The organism is Bradyrhizobium ivorense (assembly GCF_900696085.1).
GTDB classification, from domain to species: domain Bacteria; phylum Pseudomonadota; class Alphaproteobacteria; order Rhizobiales; family Xanthobacteraceae; genus Bradyrhizobium; species Bradyrhizobium ivorense.
Genome location: NZ_CAADFC020000028.1, coordinates 602,129 through 616,795, shown reverse-complemented (window position 1 = coordinate 616,795; position 14,667 = coordinate 602,129). Strand labels below are relative to the sequence as shown.

Annotated in this window: 15 protein-coding genes and 1 pseudogene; 8 read left to right on the top strand and 8 right to left on the bottom strand. The window is 66.4% G+C overall.

All coding sequences use genetic code 11. The features are described 5' to 3' along the window. Positions 1-30: 30 nt before the first annotated feature. Positions 31-456, bottom strand: a complete 426-nt coding sequence (gene flgC / locus CI41S_RS33965; protein ID WP_139863378.1) for a flagellar basal body rod protein FlgC — start codon at positions 454-456, stop codon at positions 31-33. Positions 457-476: 20 nt separating this feature from the next. Next, positions 477-887 (bottom strand): flagellar basal body rod protein FlgB, encoded by a 411-nt coding sequence (flgB, locus tag CI41S_RS33960; RefSeq protein ID WP_139863377.1) that lies wholly within the window; start codon positions 885-887, stop codon positions 477-479. 360 nt (positions 888-1,247) lie between these two features. On the opposite strand from flgB, the gene CI41S_RS33955 reads away from it, so the two are divergent. The 6 genes from CI41S_RS33955 to CI41S_RS33930 all read left to right on the top strand — a co-directional run bounded on the left by CI41S_RS33955 (position 1,248) and on the right by CI41S_RS33930 (position 6,391). After that, positions 1,248-2,237 carry a flagellar biosynthetic protein FliO gene (locus tag CI41S_RS33955; protein ID WP_139863376.1) on the top strand — a complete coding sequence of 330 codons (990 nt, stop codon included), beginning with the start codon at positions 1,248-1,250 and terminating at the stop codon, positions 2,235-2,237. Next, positions 2,234-2,986, top strand: a complete 753-nt coding sequence (gene fliP / locus CI41S_RS33950; protein ID WP_139863375.1) for a flagellar type III secretion system pore protein FliP — start codon at positions 2,234-2,236, stop codon at positions 2,984-2,986. The genes CI41S_RS33955 and fliP overlap by 4 nt, the downstream gene beginning before the upstream one ends. A gap of 115 nt (positions 2,987-3,101) precedes the next feature. Further along, positions 3,102-3,515, top strand: a complete 414-nt coding sequence (locus CI41S_RS33945; protein WP_139484936.1) for a RusA family crossover junction endodeoxyribonuclease — start codon at positions 3,102-3,104, stop codon at positions 3,513-3,515. Continuing rightward, on the top strand, positions 3,512-4,165 hold the full coding sequence (locus tag CI41S_RS33940; protein WP_139484871.1) for a hypothetical protein: 654 nt from the start codon (positions 3,512-3,514) through the stop codon (positions 4,163-4,165). Before CI41S_RS33945 ends, CI41S_RS33940 begins: the two co-directional genes overlap by 4 nt. A gap of 135 nt (positions 4,166-4,300) precedes the next feature. Next, positions 4,301-5,188: a hypothetical protein gene (locus tag CI41S_RS33935; RefSeq protein ID WP_139863374.1), complete on the top strand. Its 888-nt coding sequence runs from the start codon at positions 4,301-4,303 to the stop codon at positions 5,186-5,188. Positions 5,189-5,239: 51 nt separating this feature from the next. After that, positions 5,240-6,391 carry an aminotransferase class V-fold PLP-dependent enzyme gene (locus CI41S_RS33930; protein WP_139863373.1) on the top strand — a complete coding sequence of 384 codons (1,152 nt, stop codon included), beginning with the start codon at positions 5,240-5,242 and terminating at the stop codon, positions 6,389-6,391. Here CI41S_RS33930 and CI41S_RS33925 read toward each other — a convergent pair. From CI41S_RS33925 to CI41S_RS33900, 6 genes are all read right to left on the bottom strand, one after another. Beyond that, complete coding sequence (locus CI41S_RS33925; RefSeq protein WP_244626761.1) at positions 6,388-7,620, bottom strand: YbfB/YjiJ family MFS transporter; 1,233 nt, start codon at positions 7,618-7,620, stop codon at positions 6,388-6,390. The two genes, CI41S_RS33930 and CI41S_RS33925, sit on opposite strands and share 4 nt — an antisense overlap. 109 nt (positions 7,621-7,729) lie before the next feature. Then, positions 7,730-8,035 carry a tautomerase family protein gene (locus CI41S_RS33920; protein ID WP_139863372.1) on the bottom strand — a complete coding sequence of 102 codons (306 nt, stop codon included), beginning with the start codon at positions 8,033-8,035 and terminating at the stop codon, positions 7,730-7,732. After that, entirely contained in the window at positions 8,004-8,714 is a 711-nt protein-coding gene (locus tag CI41S_RS33915) for an SDR family NAD(P)-dependent oxidoreductase (protein ID WP_139863371.1), read from the bottom strand. The genes CI41S_RS33920 and CI41S_RS33915 overlap by 32 nt, the downstream gene beginning before the upstream one ends. Before the next feature lie 171 nt (positions 8,715-8,885). Continuing rightward, positions 8,886-9,827 (bottom strand): LysR family transcriptional regulator, encoded by a 942-nt coding sequence (locus CI41S_RS33910; protein ID WP_139863370.1) that lies wholly within the window; start codon positions 9,825-9,827, stop codon positions 8,886-8,888. 25 nt (positions 9,828-9,852) lie between these two features. Then, a complete protein-coding gene (locus CI41S_RS33905) occupies positions 9,853-10,089 on the bottom strand; it encodes a hypothetical protein (RefSeq protein ID WP_139863369.1) in 237 nt (78 codons plus the stop codon). Between the two features lie 69 nt (positions 10,090-10,158). Continuing rightward, positions 10,159-13,989 carry a tetratricopeptide repeat protein gene (locus tag CI41S_RS33900; protein WP_139863368.1) on the bottom strand — a complete coding sequence of 1,277 codons (3,831 nt, stop codon included), beginning with the start codon at positions 13,987-13,989 and terminating at the stop codon, positions 10,159-10,161. Positions 13,990-14,188: 199 nt separating this feature from the next. On the opposite strand from CI41S_RS33900, the pseudogene CI41S_RS33895 reads away from it, so the two are divergent. Further along, positions 14,189-14,428 (top strand): annotated as a pseudogene (locus CI41S_RS33895) (type II toxin-antitoxin system HicB family antitoxin); the annotation flags it as partial. 47 nt (positions 14,429-14,475) lie between these two features. Continuing rightward, positions 14,476-14,664 (top strand): helix-turn-helix domain-containing transcriptional regulator, encoded by a 189-nt coding sequence (locus CI41S_RS33890; protein ID WP_139484881.1) that lies wholly within the window; start codon positions 14,476-14,478, stop codon positions 14,662-14,664. The last annotated feature ends 3 nt before the right edge of the window (positions 14,665-14,667 follow it).

Below are 14,667 nucleotides of genomic sequence, written 5' to 3'. Positions count from 1 at the left end.
GATTTACGGTCCCTGTTTTTCTGTGCCGCGTCAGGATTTGAGGATGTCGAGCGTGCGCTGGATCATCCGCCGCGTCGCGCTGATGATGTTGAGGTTGGCCTCATAGGAGCGCTGGGCGTCGCGCATGTCGGTCATTTCGACCAGCGAATTGACGTTGGGATATTTGACGTTGCCCGCGGCGTCGGCCGCCGGGTTGCCCGGCTCGTATTTGACGCGGAAGGCGGACTGGTCGGGCCGCACCTTGCCGAGCGCCACCACCTGCGCGTCGAGCGTGCGGTCGAGCGTCGAGGAGAAGGTCGGCACCTTGCGGCGGTAGGGATCACCGCCGGCGCTCTGCGCGGTCGAATCGGCGTTGGCGATATTTTCCGAGATCACCCGCATCCGCCCGGCCTGCGCGCGCAGGCCTGACGTCGCGATCATCATCGAGCGGGCGAAATCACCTGGTCCGTCTGCCATGGTCTGGTCCTTCCGGCGCCTCAGCGCTTGCCGATCGCGGTCTTGAGCATCCCGAGGCTGCGGGTGTAGAGCGACGTCACCGCCGCGTAGTCCATCTGATTGGCGGAGACCTTCATCATCTGCTCTTCGAGATTGACCGCGTTGCCGGCCGGCCGGGTCTGGAACGCGCCCCTGCCGCGGTCATTATCGAAGGTGTCCGGCGCGCCCGCCGCCGCCATGTGGGTGGCGCTGGTCTGCATCATCGGCAGCGTCCCGAAACCGCCGCCGACCGTAGCGCCGGCCTTGTCGAACTTGGGCTCCACCAGGTCGTGGGGCCGGAAGTTCGGCGTGTCGGAATTGGAGATGTTCTCGGCGAGCACGCGCTGGCGCTCCTGGTGCCACTGCATCTTGGTGCGCAGCGCCGACAGGATCGGGAGATCGTTCATGGACATGGTGGCCGCGACTCCGTTAACCTCTCGGACGACCCGTGGGACGCCCGGAGGTAGGCAGAATTTGCCCGGTGTATGGTTAACGGCTGGTTAAAATGCCGGACTGATCCGTGGAGAACCTCTGCATTGCGGCTTGTGAGCGCATTTTCGCCACGAAAGCTGCGTTAACCAGGCCCGACCAAGAACAGCGTGGGGCGCTGAGAAGTCGTTTTGGGACAAGCGATTCTTGGTTTACAAATAGGACGGTCGGCGACAGAGCCGCCTGCGAATTAAGAAATAAGGCGAATCTCGGGCGCGATTCGCTTTGCGCAAACCCGCACTGTCAGTCCGCGCTCGCTGAAGGCGGAAGCTGAGGAAGGCCACATGGCCGGGGACTCCAATATGGGACTAACATTCGTCTTGGCGTTCGTCGCCGTGCTGGCGCTGATCATCCTTGCCGCATGGCTCGTGCGCCGCTTCGGCAGCAGCCGGCTCGGTGCCAGCACCAACCGCGGACGAATGCCGCGGCTGGCGGTGATCGACGCCGCCGCCGTCGACGGCCGCCGCCGCCTGGTGCTGGTCCGCCGCGACAACATCGAGCACCTGCTGATGATCGGCGGCCCGACCGACATCGTCGTCGAGCCCAATATCGTCCGCGCCATTCCCGGACGCGACCAGATGTCGAGCCGCCCGGCGGTCGCTCCCGACGCGGCGCCGCCGCGCGTCGCGCCGCTTCCGGACGCGGCCTGGAGCGACAGCGAAGCCGCCCGCCCCGACATGTTCGAGCCTTCGGAGCCTGAGCTGCCGCCGCCGCCCCCGCGGCCGTCGCGGCCCGCCTTCGAGGAGATGCGCCGGCCGGCGCCCGCCGCCGAGCGCCGCGGCGACCCGCTCGCCGGCTTCTCGCCCGAGCCGGTGACCGGGCGGCCCGAACGTGCCGAGCCGCGGCCCGATCCGATGCCGCCGCGGCTGCCGCGCGCCGAACCGCCGATCCCGCGTGCGCCGCGCGCCGCCGAGCCGCCCAAAATGCCGCCGCCGCTGCGCCCGACCGAGCGTGCCGTTGCACCGCCGCCGCCCCCTCCTCCGCCGCCGCAGGCCGCAACGCCGGCCCCGACACCACCGGCGCCACCCGCGCCGCCGCCGCAATCGAGCGCCGACGCCAATCTCGCTGAGATGGCGCAGCGGCTTGAGGCGGCGCTGCGCCGCCCGTCCGGGGGTGGCGAGACCGTCGCGCCGCCGGTTGCGCCCGATGCACCGCCGGTGCGTCCGCCGCGCAGCGAGCCGCCGCCCGCCGGCCCCGCCGCACCGAAGAGCGGGTTCGAGAATCTCGAGGACGAGATGGCCTCGCTGCTCGGCCGGCCGAAGACCCCTACGTGAGGTTCGGGTCGGTCCCGCGTAGAGTTTGTTTCATCGCTGTCCTGATTGCCGCCGGGTCCCTCGCCGACCCGGCGATGGCGCAGGACATCTCCATCAATCTCGGCGGCGGCAATGGCGGCGTCACCGAACGCGCGATCCAGCTGATCGCGCTGCTCACGGTGCTGTCGCTCGCGCCGTCGATCCTGATCATGATGACGTCGTTCACGCGCATCGTGGTCGTGCTGTCGCTGCTCCGCACCGCGCTCGGCACCGCCACGGCGCCGCCGAACTCGGTGATGATTGCGCTCGCGATGTTCCTCACCGCCTTCGTGATGGGGCCGGTGCTGCAAAAATCCTATGACGACGGCATCAAGCCGCTGGTCGCCAACCAGATCGGCGTCGAGGAGGCGCTGCAGCGCGCCTCGGTGCCGCTGCGCGGCTTCATGCAGAAGAACGTGCGCGAGAAGGACCTAAAATTGTTCATGGACCTATCCGGCGAGCCGCCGCCGGCGACGCCGGAGGAGATGTCGCTGCGTATCCTTGTGCCGGCCTTCATGATCTCCGAACTGAAGCGCGCCTTCGAGATCGGCTTCCTGCTGTTCCTGCCGTTCCTGATCATCGACCTCGTGGTGGCGTCGGTCTTGATGTCGATGGGCATGATGATGCTGCCGCCGGTCGTGGTCTCGCTGCCGTTCAAGCTGATCTTCTTCGTGCTGGTCGACGGCTGGTCCTTGGTCGCCGGCAGCCTGGTGCAGAGCTACGGGGGGTAGCCCCGCAGCGGAGCTTGCCCTCATACGGGCAAATGCAACCACCAGAGACCATCGCCCGAATTGACAACTAGGCGCGTCTCATTAGCATGCATGGCGTGAGGTGCGGGCCCAGCCGATGGAAATCTCGTTTCCAATAGAGTTTCTCGTGTACGGTACGCCCGTTTCGTTTCAAGCCAAGAACTCCGATGCGCGAGACGCCTGGAAAGACCGCGTGAAGGTCGCCAGCCGAAGTGTCATTCCTCAACCGCATTTTGCCTCTGATCAACGCATGGCCGTTACTCTCTACTACCTCCCGGACGAGCCCATGGCGGGAGACGTTGACAATATCGTCAAGCTTGTCTTGGACGCCCTTACCGCCCATATTTACCTGGATGACGGGCAGGTTGAACGTGTCGTGGTCCAAAAGTTCGAGCCCGGCAACGTTTTCAGCTTTTCAAACCCGTCGACAGCGGTCGTCGACGCGATCACTGGGACGAAACCAGTGCTGTATGTGCGGGTGTCCAACGACCCCTTCGAGGATTTGCGATGAGCAACACCGCGATTGAAGACCAGGTGCTACAACGCGAGATCACGCGGCTTGAGTCGGAAGGGTATGACGTATTCGTGCAGCCTCGCGCGCCCCTCGTTCCTGAATTTCTCGGCGACTACGTTCCGGATGCCGTTGCAACGGGCAACGGCAAGAAGATCGTCCTGGAGGTAGCGAGGTCATCCGGAAGCGAGAAGCTGAAAGAGGTCGCAGCGCGATTCGCCAAGCAACGCGAGTGGGAACTCAAGGTTCTACTCGTAGCACCTACATCGTCAGGCAAGACCGTCCCCGTGCAATCCCGTCAGGCGATCGACGGCGCGATTGAGGAGATCGAACAACTCGGGCAATTGAACGCTTTGCGCGCGGCGTTTCTGCTTGCGTGGGCAACGTTCGAAGCAGAAGGAAGAGCTTCGTTTGCGGAAACACTCGATCGGCCGCAAGCGCCAGCACGTTTGGTGCAGGTATTGGGTCAAGAAGGCGTGCTGACCCCCGCTGAGGCCGATCGGATGAGGGTTTTGTCGGACCAGCGCAATCAGCTCGTCCATGGCGATCTTGGTACGGAGATCAAGAGCGAAGACTTGCTTTGGCTGGTAGGCATCCTTCGAAAGATGGCGGCCATGGACCAAATGCCTGCCAATCCTCCCGTCCAATGACCGCCGTTAGATAGAGATCCACGGCCTGGTGCAGAGCTACGGGGGGTAGCCCCGCGCAACGCTCATGGCCTCTCCGCTGGATCGGCCACGGCGTTGCACTATCATGCGCGGCATCGCATCCGAGGATCCGCGTCCATGCAGCAGCCATTCGACCGTGCCGCAGAAGATCTCGGCAACGCCATCCATCTCGAGCATGTCAATGTGCAGGTGCCGGACCAGCGCCTCGCCACGCTGTTCTACGTTGCCGGCATCGGGCTGACGCGCGATCCCTATCTGATGGTCTCGGACAGCAACATGTGGGTGAATGCCGGGCGCAGCCAGTTTCATCTGCCGACCGGCCGGCCGCAGGTCTTGCGCGGGCACACCGGCATCGTGATTGCCGGGCGCGAAGCGCTGCTGGCGCGCCTCGCCGCGGTCGCACCCAGGCTCGAAGGCACCGCCTTCGCCTATCGCGCGCACAATAACCACATCGAGGCCACCTGCCCCTGGGGCAACCGGCTGCGCTGCTATGAACCCGACGCCGGTCGGTTCGGCCGCATCGCGCTCGGCATGCCCTATGTCGAGTTCGAGGTGCCGCGCGGCACCGCGGAGGGGATCAGCCGGTTCTATCCGCAGATCATGGGCATTCCGGCGAGCCTTGCCGATGGCGACGGCGTCGTGGCGCGCGCCAAGGTCGGCAAGGATCAATATCTGCAATTCCGCGAGAGCGACCACGTGCAGGGCGAGTTCGACGGCCATCACGTCCAGATCTACATCACGGATTTCTCGGGCCCCTACCGCCGGCTGCGCGAACGCAACCTGGTCTCGCGCGAGGACAATCAATACCAGTACCGCTTCTGCGACATCGTCGATCCCGCCGATGGCAGGCACCTGTTCACCGTCGAGCACGAGGTGCGCAGCGCCACGCATCCGATGTATCTGCGGCCGCTGATCAACCGCAATCCGGCGCAGACCAATCGCACCTTTGCCCATGGCTATGACCAGGCGCAGTGGGCGATGGGGCCGGATCAGTACGACGGATGACGGTCGGTCGATCCCTGCTCCACCATCTGCAACGTCCAGCAACGAGCCGACATGCTTCCATCCCAGCGCGACCTGTTCGAGATCCCACGCGAGGTCTGCTACCTGAACTCGGCGTCCTACAGCCCCTTGCCCCGGCGGACGCTCGAAGCCGGCCGCGCAGCGGTCGGGCGCAAGGGACAGCCCTGGACGCTGGATGCAGGCTTTGCCGGCCGCCAGCATGAGCGCGCCCGCACCGCGGCGGCGCGCCTGATCAATGCCGACGCCAACGATGTCGCGCTGATCCCGGCGATCAGCTACGGCGTCGCGACGATGGCGAAAGTGCTAACGATTCCCCGCGGCACTCGCGTGATCGTGCTGGAGAACGATCACTCCTCGCCGGTGCTGGAATGGCACGGCCGCGCCGAGGCGCAGGGCTTTGTCGTCGAGACCGTGCGCCAGCCTGCGGATGGCGACTGGACCTCGGCGGTGCTGGCGGCGATCGAGCGGCCGGGCGCGCCGCCGGTCGGCCTCGCCTCGATCTCGTCGGTGCACTGGTCGGATGGCGGCATGATCGACGTCGACAAGGTGCAAGCGGCGCTGCGGCGGCACGGTGCGATGTTCGTGATCGACGCGACGCAAGGCGCGGGCGTGCTGGCCATGGACGTCACCAAGCTCGATCCCGACGCCGTGCTGTTCCCAACCTACAAATGGCTGATCGGCCCTTACGGCCGGGCCTTCCTCTATGTGGCAAAACGTCATCACACCGGCGTGCCGCTGGAGCAGACCTCCGCCGGCCGCCGCAACGTCAACTCCGAGAACCCGGTCTATTTCGGCGATCTCGGCTATGTCGACAACGCCAGGCGCTACGACATGGGCGAGCGCGATCACTTCATCTCGCTGGAGATGGCTTCCATAGGCATGGAGATGATGGCGGAATGGGGCACCGCCGCGGTCAGCGCGCGGCTTGCGATGCTGACGCAGCGGATCGCCGACGGCGTCAGCGATCTCGGCCTCAACGTGCTGGCGCGCCATTTGCGCGCGCCGCACATCCTCAGCCTCGGCATGGCGGGCGGCATCATGAAGGATTTGATCGCGCACCTCGCCGCCGAGAACATCCACGTCGCGCTGCGGCTCGGCCGGATGCGGATCTCGCCGCACGTCTTCAACGACGAGGCCGACACCGATCGCTTTGTCGCGGTGCTGGCGAAGGCGTTGCGCGGCTAGCCGCGCCCGCGCCCCAGCGTGACGACGCCGACGAGCTCGATCGCCAGCGCGACGACCACCGCGGCGGCGCCGATCACGAACAGCAGCGCGTAGTCGCCGCCGTTATGCGCGTACAGATAGGACAGCCCGTAGGCGCCCGCGGCCTGGAACAACGCGAAGGCCGTGGTGGCCTGCGCCCACGCCGCCCGCTGGCTCGCCGCGGAATGCGGGATCAACTCGTGAATGCGGCCGATCACCAGCGGCACGATACCGGGCGTAAAGCCGCCGACGATGAGGCTCGAGACAATCAGCGCGGCGGGCGACGTCGTCACGGCGGGGATTGCAACCGCGACGGCTTCGATCAGGAAGGCGACGCGGAGCGCCGCGGCAAACCCTGCGCGATCGGCGAGATGGCCGGTCAACAGCGGGCCGACCACGGCGCCGAGGCCATAGAGCACCCAATAGTGCGACCCGGCAGCGATCCCCTGCCCAAGCCCGCGCGCGACGAAATCAACCAGAAACACCATGTGCGGCACCAGCGCCAGCGCGTTGAGGCCGTATTCCAGGCACAGCGCAATCACCAGCGGCGCGCGCACGCCATGCGCCGCGGCGTGATGCTGCTCGCCGCCATGCACTGCGGATGCGTCGGCCGGCCACGCCTTCCAGCTGATCACGGTCAGCACCGCCGACAGCACGCCGAGGCCGTACCAGGCCTGCTTGACGCCCTGCTGCAGCAACAGCGGGACCAGCGTGCCTGACGACGCGACGCCGAGCCCGACGCCGGCGAAGATCACGCCGCCGACCAGGCCACGCTTGTGTGGTGCGGTGTGCGGCAGGATCGCGGTTGCCGCCAGCACCATGATCACGCCGCCGCTGACGCCGGCGAGGACGCGGAAGCCGAAGAACCAGATGAACGAGATCGGCACCGCACAGGCGAAGCAAGTGATGGCGGCGAGCGCCATCATGCTGCGCAGTGCCCAGACCTGGCCGATGCGCGCGCCGAGATCGCGGGCGATCAGCGCACCGGCGAGATAGCCGGCCAGATTGGCGGCGCCGAGATAGACCGCCTCCGCCGGCGTGAACCATTTTGCGGCAATCAGCGCCGGGATCAGCGGCGTGTAGGCGAAGCGCGCCAGCCCGAGCCCGACCAGCGAGGCGCACAGTCCGGCGGCCGCCAGGAGCCACAGCGGCTGGCCCGCTTCGCGATGCCGCGCGGAGTGGTGATGATCGACATTGGCGGACATTGACATGGCAGTTAGGCTCTTGGGCAGTTCGCGAAAAATGATTTGTTGCGATCGCAGCGATCGTTGGCAGCGACGGCCGTGGAGCACCTCTCCCGATCGGGAGAGGTGCAGGACGTCAGGTGGCGGAGGTCGGCGGCGCTGCACGCGATGCGGCGAGCTTCTTGCGATACTCGAGCGCGGGCACTCCGCCCCAGCCCCAATTGTGGGTGTCGACTTCCTCGATGACGACGAAGGTCGATTCCATCGGCTTGCCGAGCACGTCGCGCAGCAACTCGCTGGCGCCCTTGATCAGCGCGGCCTTCTGCTCCCGCGTGGTGGACGACGCCCCCGGCGCCGTCCCCTCACGCGTGACCTGGTGACGATTGGCATGACACGCTCCTGATCGCGCTCTAGTGACCGGCGCTCTGGCCGCCGTCGACATGCAGGATCTCGCCGGTGACGAAGCCTGCGTTCTCCAGGAACAGCACGGCATCGACGATGTCCTTGGCTTCGCCCATCCGCCCGACCGGATGCAGCTTGGCGAGGAAGTCATGCGTCGCCGGCGCGTGCATCGGCGTCTTGATCACGCCGGGCGATACCGCATTCACGCGGATGCCCTTGGCGGCATATTCGATCGCCAGCGACTTGGTCGCCGCGTTCAGCCCGCCTTTGGTCAGCGACGCCAACACCGAGGGCACGTTGCTGTTGGCGTGGTCCACGAGGCTGGTCGTGATCTGCACGATATGCCCGGAGCCCTGCTTCACCATCTCCTTCGCCACGCGGCGGGTGATGTAGAAGAAGCCGTTGAGGTTGGTCGCCAACACCTTCGCATAGTCCTCGTCGGTGTAGTCCGTGAACGGCTTGGCGACGAAGATGCCGGCATTGTTGACCAGCGTATCGATGCGGCCGAAGCGGTCCAGCGTCTGCGCCACGATCCGCTCGGCAGTCGCCGGATCGGATATGTCGCCGGCAATGGCGAACACATCGCTGTCGGTCGACGGCTTGATGCTGCGAGAATTGGCCACGACGCGGTAGTTGCGGTCGCGATAACCCCTGACGATGGCCTCGCCGAGCCCCTGCGACGCGCCGGTGACGATGACAACTTTCTGCTCTGCACCCATGATTTCTCTCCATCTGTTGCTGAAGCGGCATCAGCACCGCCTCGATGGAGAGGAAGCTAGATACATCCGCGTTTCGTGCGAATGCCCGCTATTCGGCAGACACTCTTCCGCGCGGCGAACGAATGAAATTGATCCGGAAACGGCTCGAATGGTGCCAAAGCGCGACGATGCTTATCGCGCCTTGGCAGCCGCGCGATTGGCCTCGCGCGACAGCTGCTCGAAATAGCGCTTCAGCCGCGGCGTCGCGAAATCGACGAAGGCGCGCACCTTCGGCACGTCGAAGCGCCCCTGCGGCGCCAAGAGATGCACCGGCAGCGGCGGATGCTCGTCCTTGCCGAGCAGGATCCGCAGCCGCCCGTCGCGGATCTCCTCGGCGATGTGATACGAGAACAGCCGCGTGACGCCGTGCCCTTCCGCGGCCGAGGCGACCGCCGCGCGCACCGTGTTGACCACGAGCCGCGGCGCGAACTGGATGGCGCGCGCAACCTTCGACTTCGCCGCCGGCGGAAAGCTCCAGGAGTCGATCCCGAAATGCGTCATCGCGATGATCTGGTGTTTGACGAGATCGGCCGGCTCGTTGATGGCGGGGTGTTTCGCGAGATAGCCGGGTGATGCCGCGACGACGCGGCGCACCTCGCCGAGCTTGATCGCCACGAAGTTGGAATCGGCGAGATGGGCGATGCGCAACGCGACGTCGATGCCCTCGTCGATCAAATTGACGGTGCGGTCGAGCATCACCAGCCGCACCGTCACCGCCGGATATTCGCTCATGAAGGCGTCGAGCACCGTCCGCAGCACGTCTTCGCCCACCACCACCGGCGCAGTGATGGTCAGCGTGCCGCGTGGCGCGGTGCGCTCGCCGCCGGCTGCGATGTCGGCTTCCTCGAGCTCGGTGAGGATGCGCCGGCACGCCGTCGCATAACGCAGGCCGGTCTCGCTCAGCTTCAGCGACCGTGTGGTCCGGTGCAGCAGCTCGGCGCCGACGTGATGTTCGAGGAACGCGATCGCGCGGCTGACCGCCGCCGGCGAGCGCCGCAAACGCCTGCCCGCCCCGGCAAGGCTGCCCTCGTCGACCGCCGCGACGAAGACCTTCATGGCGTCGATGCGGTCCATCGCTCCCCCGCTGCGCCGCCGCCCGCTAGCCCTTCACGTCAAACTGCTTGCTGAGATGGTCGCCGATCTGCACCAGCATGGCGACGCATTCGGGATAGCCGGGCTTTGCGATCGTGGCCTCGTCGGCGCTGGCGCGGAATTCCCAGCTGTCGCCGTCGCGCAGCACCGAGATGTTGATGCCGTCCGGGCAATCGGAATGCACCTTCAGCTCGGCCCGCGCCATCGCGATGAGTTCGGCTTCGGTCTTGATCGATTTCGACATGGTGACGGCGTCCTCCCGGCTGGCAATCGCCGCAAGGTTGCCGGTTCGGCAGCCGTCTGTCGAGGGGTGTTACTGTGACGCGCTGGCGCGCCGCTCGCCCTTGATCGTGGGCAGCGCGCTCACCGGCTCGACCTTCGGCTGGTCCGGCAGCGATCCGGTCGTGACCGGATCGGCCAGCGGCGCGCGGGCGGTGGTGTCGCCGAAGCGGGACTTCATCTCGCGGATGAAGCCGTCCAGCGTATCGACGCTGGCGGCCATCCGCGCGATCTGGGCGAACTCGGCGCTTGAGGTCGCCACCGGCTTGCTGGCGGCGTCGAATGCCAGCTTGTCGGCATCGCCGGACATCAGCGGCGCGTATTTCTCGCGGAACCGCGACAGTCCGATGGTGTCTTCGGCCAGCGCGTAGCCGACCACGGCGCGGATGACGTCGGCCTTCTCGCCGGCATTGAGCGGAGTGAAGTCGCGCCAGCGGTCGGCGTAATAGAGTTCGATCTGCTCGGAGGCCTCGCGCCAGTGTCGCGATGCCCAGTAGATATCCGAGCGCAGGCGGACCGCCTCGCGCCCGGTGATGTTGGAGATGATGTCGAGCGCAAGGTCGTGCCGGCCGACATCGCTCTGCGCCCGCGCTTCCAGCAGCAGCCGCTGCTGTCGCAGTTCGCCGGAGAGGTCGGCGATCCGGGTCGAGCGCAGCGCGGCGATGGCGCGGTCCGGCTTGCGGTTCATCAGATAGACCATCGCCAGCCGCGCCGCGACCTGGGCGCGCGCCGCGCCCTCGAGCCGCTTGTCGACCTGGTACTGCAGGAGATCGGCGGCCTGGTCGAGCAGGTCGACGCCGACCAGGCGGTCGGAGAGCCGGCGGATCATCTCGTCGCCGCGGCGGCCGATCGGGGTCAGCTCGCGATATTCATAGAAGGTGCCGAGCGCATCGATCGGCGACATCTCGTCGCCCTTGGGGCCGAGGAACAGCTGCACGAACAGCGCCGAGGCGGCATCCTGCGCCTGGCGCGATTCCGGCGCGTTCGGCTGCAGGCGGGTCGCCGCGCGGGTCACCGCGAAGGCGTCGGCGTAACGGCCGGTCTCGGCATAGATCTTCGACAGCACGTACAGCGTCTTCAATTCGATGGAGTCGCCACGCCACATCATCGACAGCAGCTCGAGCTCCTTCAGCACGTCGTCGCGGCCGATCTCGCCGCGCTTCTGCCGCAGCAGGGTTTCGAGCAGCTTGCCTTCGGCCGCGGCCTGGCGATCGGCCGAATTCGCGGCGAACTTGTAGGCGTCGAGCGCATCCTTCTCCTGGCCGAGCGCTTCGGCGAGCCGTCCCCGCAACACGGCAACCGCCGGCTTCAGCTCGGCGGGGACGCCGACCACGTCGAGGTCGCTCTTGCGCCGCGCCGCGCCGGCATAGTCCTTGACCTCGAGCGCGGCCTTCATCGAATCCATCGTGATGATGCGCTGCAGGTCGGGCGGCAGCGTCGCCACCGCGAACTCGGAATTCTTGAACTTCTCCCGCGCCTCCGCCCATCTGCCTTCGCGCGCGAAGGCGAGCCCCTTCCACAATTGGGAATCATAGCCGTTGCCGATCACGGGATTGGCGAGATCCTTGACGCCCTGCGCCGGGCGCCCGATCAGGATGCTGGCGACCGCGTGGATCATCACGACCGAGGCAAGCTCGCTGCCGCGCTTGCTTTCGGACAGGATCAGATTGGTGACGCCGTGAGCTTCGTCATACAGGCCGTGCGCCATGTAGAAATCGGCGAGATCGCGCCGCGCCTCGGGGAGCTGCTCGGCATTGGCCGCCGCGGCAGCCGCAATCAGGCTGTCGAGCCGCTTGACGAAATTCTCCGATTGGTTCTTGCGCCACTCATCGGTATCGAACAGCGGCTTCACCGCGGCGGTGGCGCGTTCGGCGGCGACGTCGGCCGATGACAGCGTCAGCCCGCCGGGCCGCCCCAGCATCACCTTGTCGGCGCCGACCTCCGCCTTGACGTCGTCGGCGTTCGGATGGACCACGACGCCGTGGATCGATTCCAGGAGCGACAGCTCGACGAAATCCTGCCGCTTGATGACGCCGCGGGTCGGCGGCGGCGCGGTGACGACCCAGAGTGTGTCGCCGGCATCGGGATCGACCAGTTTGTGCAGTTCGCCGGGATTGGCCAAGGGCACGCTGACATTGGCGAGCGCCGGCTCGCTGATGTTGCGGACCACGGTCAGCGGCAGCGGCGGCTTCTGCACCCGGTCGGCGAAGGTCAGCGTCCAGCTGATGCCGCGCGAGCGGTCGTCGCTCTCGAGCGCAGGCATCTGCGGCCGGTTGAGGCGGAAGCGGACCGCCTGGCCCTTCTCCAGCGCCATCCGGGTGACATCGGAGATCAGCGAGCCGGCCTTGGCGCGGATCGGTTCGATGTCGATCGCATCAGGCGTGTCGAACACCATCCACACCGTGTCGGCGCGGCGGAACAATGCGGACGGCGTCGCCGCTGGAAATGCGAAGGTCACGCGCAACCCGTCGCTGTCGCGCTGGGCTTCGACCGCGGACTTGGCGGCGGCGCGAACCTCGGCCGGCGGCGATGGCGCCGCGGCAGGCTTCGGCTGCGCCATCGCCGGCGCCTCCGCGACAGGCGACGGAGGCTTCATCGTCTCGCTGACAGCCGCCTTGGTCTCCTCCACCGCTGTCCCAGCGCTGCCTTCGCGCGGCGCCGCCGGCATCGGGACGCTTTCGGCGGCCGGCGCCTTTTCTGCAGGTGCGGCTGCCATCTTCGGCAGCTCCGACCTTGGTTGCTCCGATTTGGGTTGCTCCGATTTAGACGGCGCGGCTGTCGGCGGCTCAGCGCTGCCCTGCTCGGGCTTTGCGGGTTCAGGCTTTGCGAGTTCAGGCTTGGCGGCCTCGGATTGCGGCTCCGCTTTCGCCGGCTCGGGCTTGATCTCGATCTTGGCCTCGCGCGCAATATTCTCCGATGTGACGGGCACGGCCGCGGCCGGCATGCCCTTTTGCTTGCCGCGCGGCATCGGCATCAGCGAACTGATTGCGCCCTTCGTCGTCGACTGCTGCTCGTTCTGCTGGATCGCGACGTCGACGATGTAGTTCTTCTCATCGCGGAACGAATGCACGTCGGCATCGCCGATCAGCGTCATGTCGACCGCCGACGTATCGGCATCGGCGCGCGCGCTGATCGATGCGACGTTCGGCGGCGCCGCGACCTTGGCATCCGCAAGGTCGAAGCTCAGCACCGTGTTGAAGGACAGCGTCAGCTTCTGCTCGTTCAGCACCGAGGAGACGCCGACGCCGTCGGGCACCTCGAACACGAAGCGTACGAAAGTCGGCTGCACCAGCGCGCGGACCCGCATCGGCGGCTTCTTCTTCGCGGCATCGGCGGCGCGCTGCGCGCGCAGCAACCGCTCGGCGGCGCGGGCGCGCTCGGCCAGCTCGCGCACCACCTCCTGCGGCAGCGGCGGCGGCGGGCCGGTCCAGCCGTCGGGCAGGAAGTCGACGAAAATGCGCTCGGCCGCGGTCATGGTGTTGACGGTGACGCGGCGCGCCAGTGACAGGCGGATCGCCGTACCATCGGGATCGCGCCGCGCCGCGCCGACATAGTCGGGCACCGCATCGCCCAGTTTCTCGACCTGGATATCGACCGGGCGCTTGAAGCGGATCAGGATGATCGAGCCGGCGGTCATCACCTCCGACTCGACGTCCTCCTTCAGTTTCAGCACCAGCCGGGCATAGCCATTCGCCGCGGAGAATGTGGCCTCACCCGGCACCGGCGAAAGGGTGTCCTGGGCGCGTATGTCAGTCGGGTATGTGCCGGCTGTGAGCGCAAGGCCGCTGACAAGCAGGCACAGACGCGCAGCCCGCGTAAAGGCGCGGCCTAGCGACCATGTTCCAGCGGCAGCCGTTCGCGCCATCTCGAAACGTCTTCTCGGGACCTCAGCCATACCAAACGCGCAGCGCCCTCGCTTAACGCGTCCCGATCTTGGATTGGCGGCGTTAAGGAGCTGTTAACGTCAACGGATTGCGAACGCCGCAGGCAAGCATTATCAAGGCGCTTGAGGCCGATGGGCGAGCCAGGCCAGCCGAAACGGCGGCCACTGACGGGAATTTCCAATGCGGCATTACATCGCGCTGATCCATAAGGATCCCGACAGCGACTTCGGGGTCTCATTTCCCGACCTACCCGGCGTAATCACCGCGGGGACCGACATGGACGACGCCCGTGCGATGGCGGCTGAAGCTGTGGCTCTTCATCTCAAAGGATTGGCCGAAGACGGTGAAGCGATACCTGAGCCCTCTTCTCTCGACGCAATCATGGCCTGTATCGAGAACCGGGACAGCGTCTGTAGCGTAGACATACCGATGCAAGCGCTCGGCGAATGACGTCCAGCGAGCGACCCATGGCACTCAAGACGACCAAATTCGACATTCAGGATCATCTCAACACGCTTGAACAGCAGGCCGCTTACCTCGAAGCGGCGCTGACCGAGAACGATCCATCTTTCATTGCAACAGCGATCAGTGATGTAATCCGAGCCCGAGGCATAGCCTCCGGACGTGGACGTGGCAGCAGCAAGGATCGCTGCTGACGC

Coding starts and splice junctions, on each gene's coding strand:
- CI41S_RS33930 (WP_139863373.1), top strand. CDS start 5,240: ATGCTTCCATCCCAGCGCGACCTGTTCGAGATCCCACGCGAGGTCTGC.
- flgC (WP_139863378.1), bottom strand. CDS start 456: ATGGCAGACGGACCAGGTGATTTCGCCCGCTCGATGATGATCGCGACG.
- CI41S_RS33915 (WP_139863371.1), bottom strand. CDS start 8,714: ATGGGTGCAGAGCAGAAAGTTGTCATCGTCACCGGCGCGTCGCAGGGG.
- CI41S_RS33890 (WP_139484881.1), top strand. CDS start 14,476: ATGGCACTCAAGACGACCAAATTCGACATTCAGGATCATCTCAACACG.
- CI41S_RS33955 (WP_139863376.1), top strand. CDS start 1,248: ATGGCCGGGGACTCCAATATGGGACTAACATTCGTCTTGGCGTTCGTC.
- CI41S_RS33910 (WP_139863370.1), bottom strand. CDS start 9,827: ATGGACCGCATCGACGCCATGAAGGTCTTCGTCGCGGCGGTCGACGAG.
- flgB (WP_139863377.1), bottom strand. CDS start 887: ATGTCCATGAACGATCTCCCGATCCTGTCGGCGCTGCGCACCAAGATG.
- CI41S_RS33905 (WP_139863369.1), bottom strand. CDS start 10,089: ATGTCGAAATCGATCAAGACCGAAGCCGAACTCATCGCGATGGCGCGG.
- CI41S_RS33925 (WP_244626761.1), bottom strand. CDS start 7,620: ATGTCAATGTCCGCCAATGTCGATCATCACCACTCCGCGCGGCATCGC.
- CI41S_RS33935 (WP_139863374.1), top strand. CDS start 4,301: ATGCAGCAGCCATTCGACCGTGCCGCAGAAGATCTCGGCAACGCCATC.
- CI41S_RS33920 (WP_139863372.1), bottom strand. CDS start 8,035: ATGTCGACGGCGGCCAGAGCGCCGGTCACTAGAGCGCGATCAGGAGCG.
- CI41S_RS33900 (WP_139863368.1), bottom strand. CDS start 13,989: ATGGCGCGAACGGCTGCCGCTGGAACATGGTCGCTAGGCCGCGCCTTT.
- CI41S_RS33945 (WP_139484936.1), top strand. CDS start 3,102: ATGGAAATCTCGTTTCCAATAGAGTTTCTCGTGTACGGTACGCCCGTT.
- CI41S_RS33940 (WP_139484871.1), top strand. CDS start 3,512: ATGAGCAACACCGCGATTGAAGACCAGGTGCTACAACGCGAGATCACG.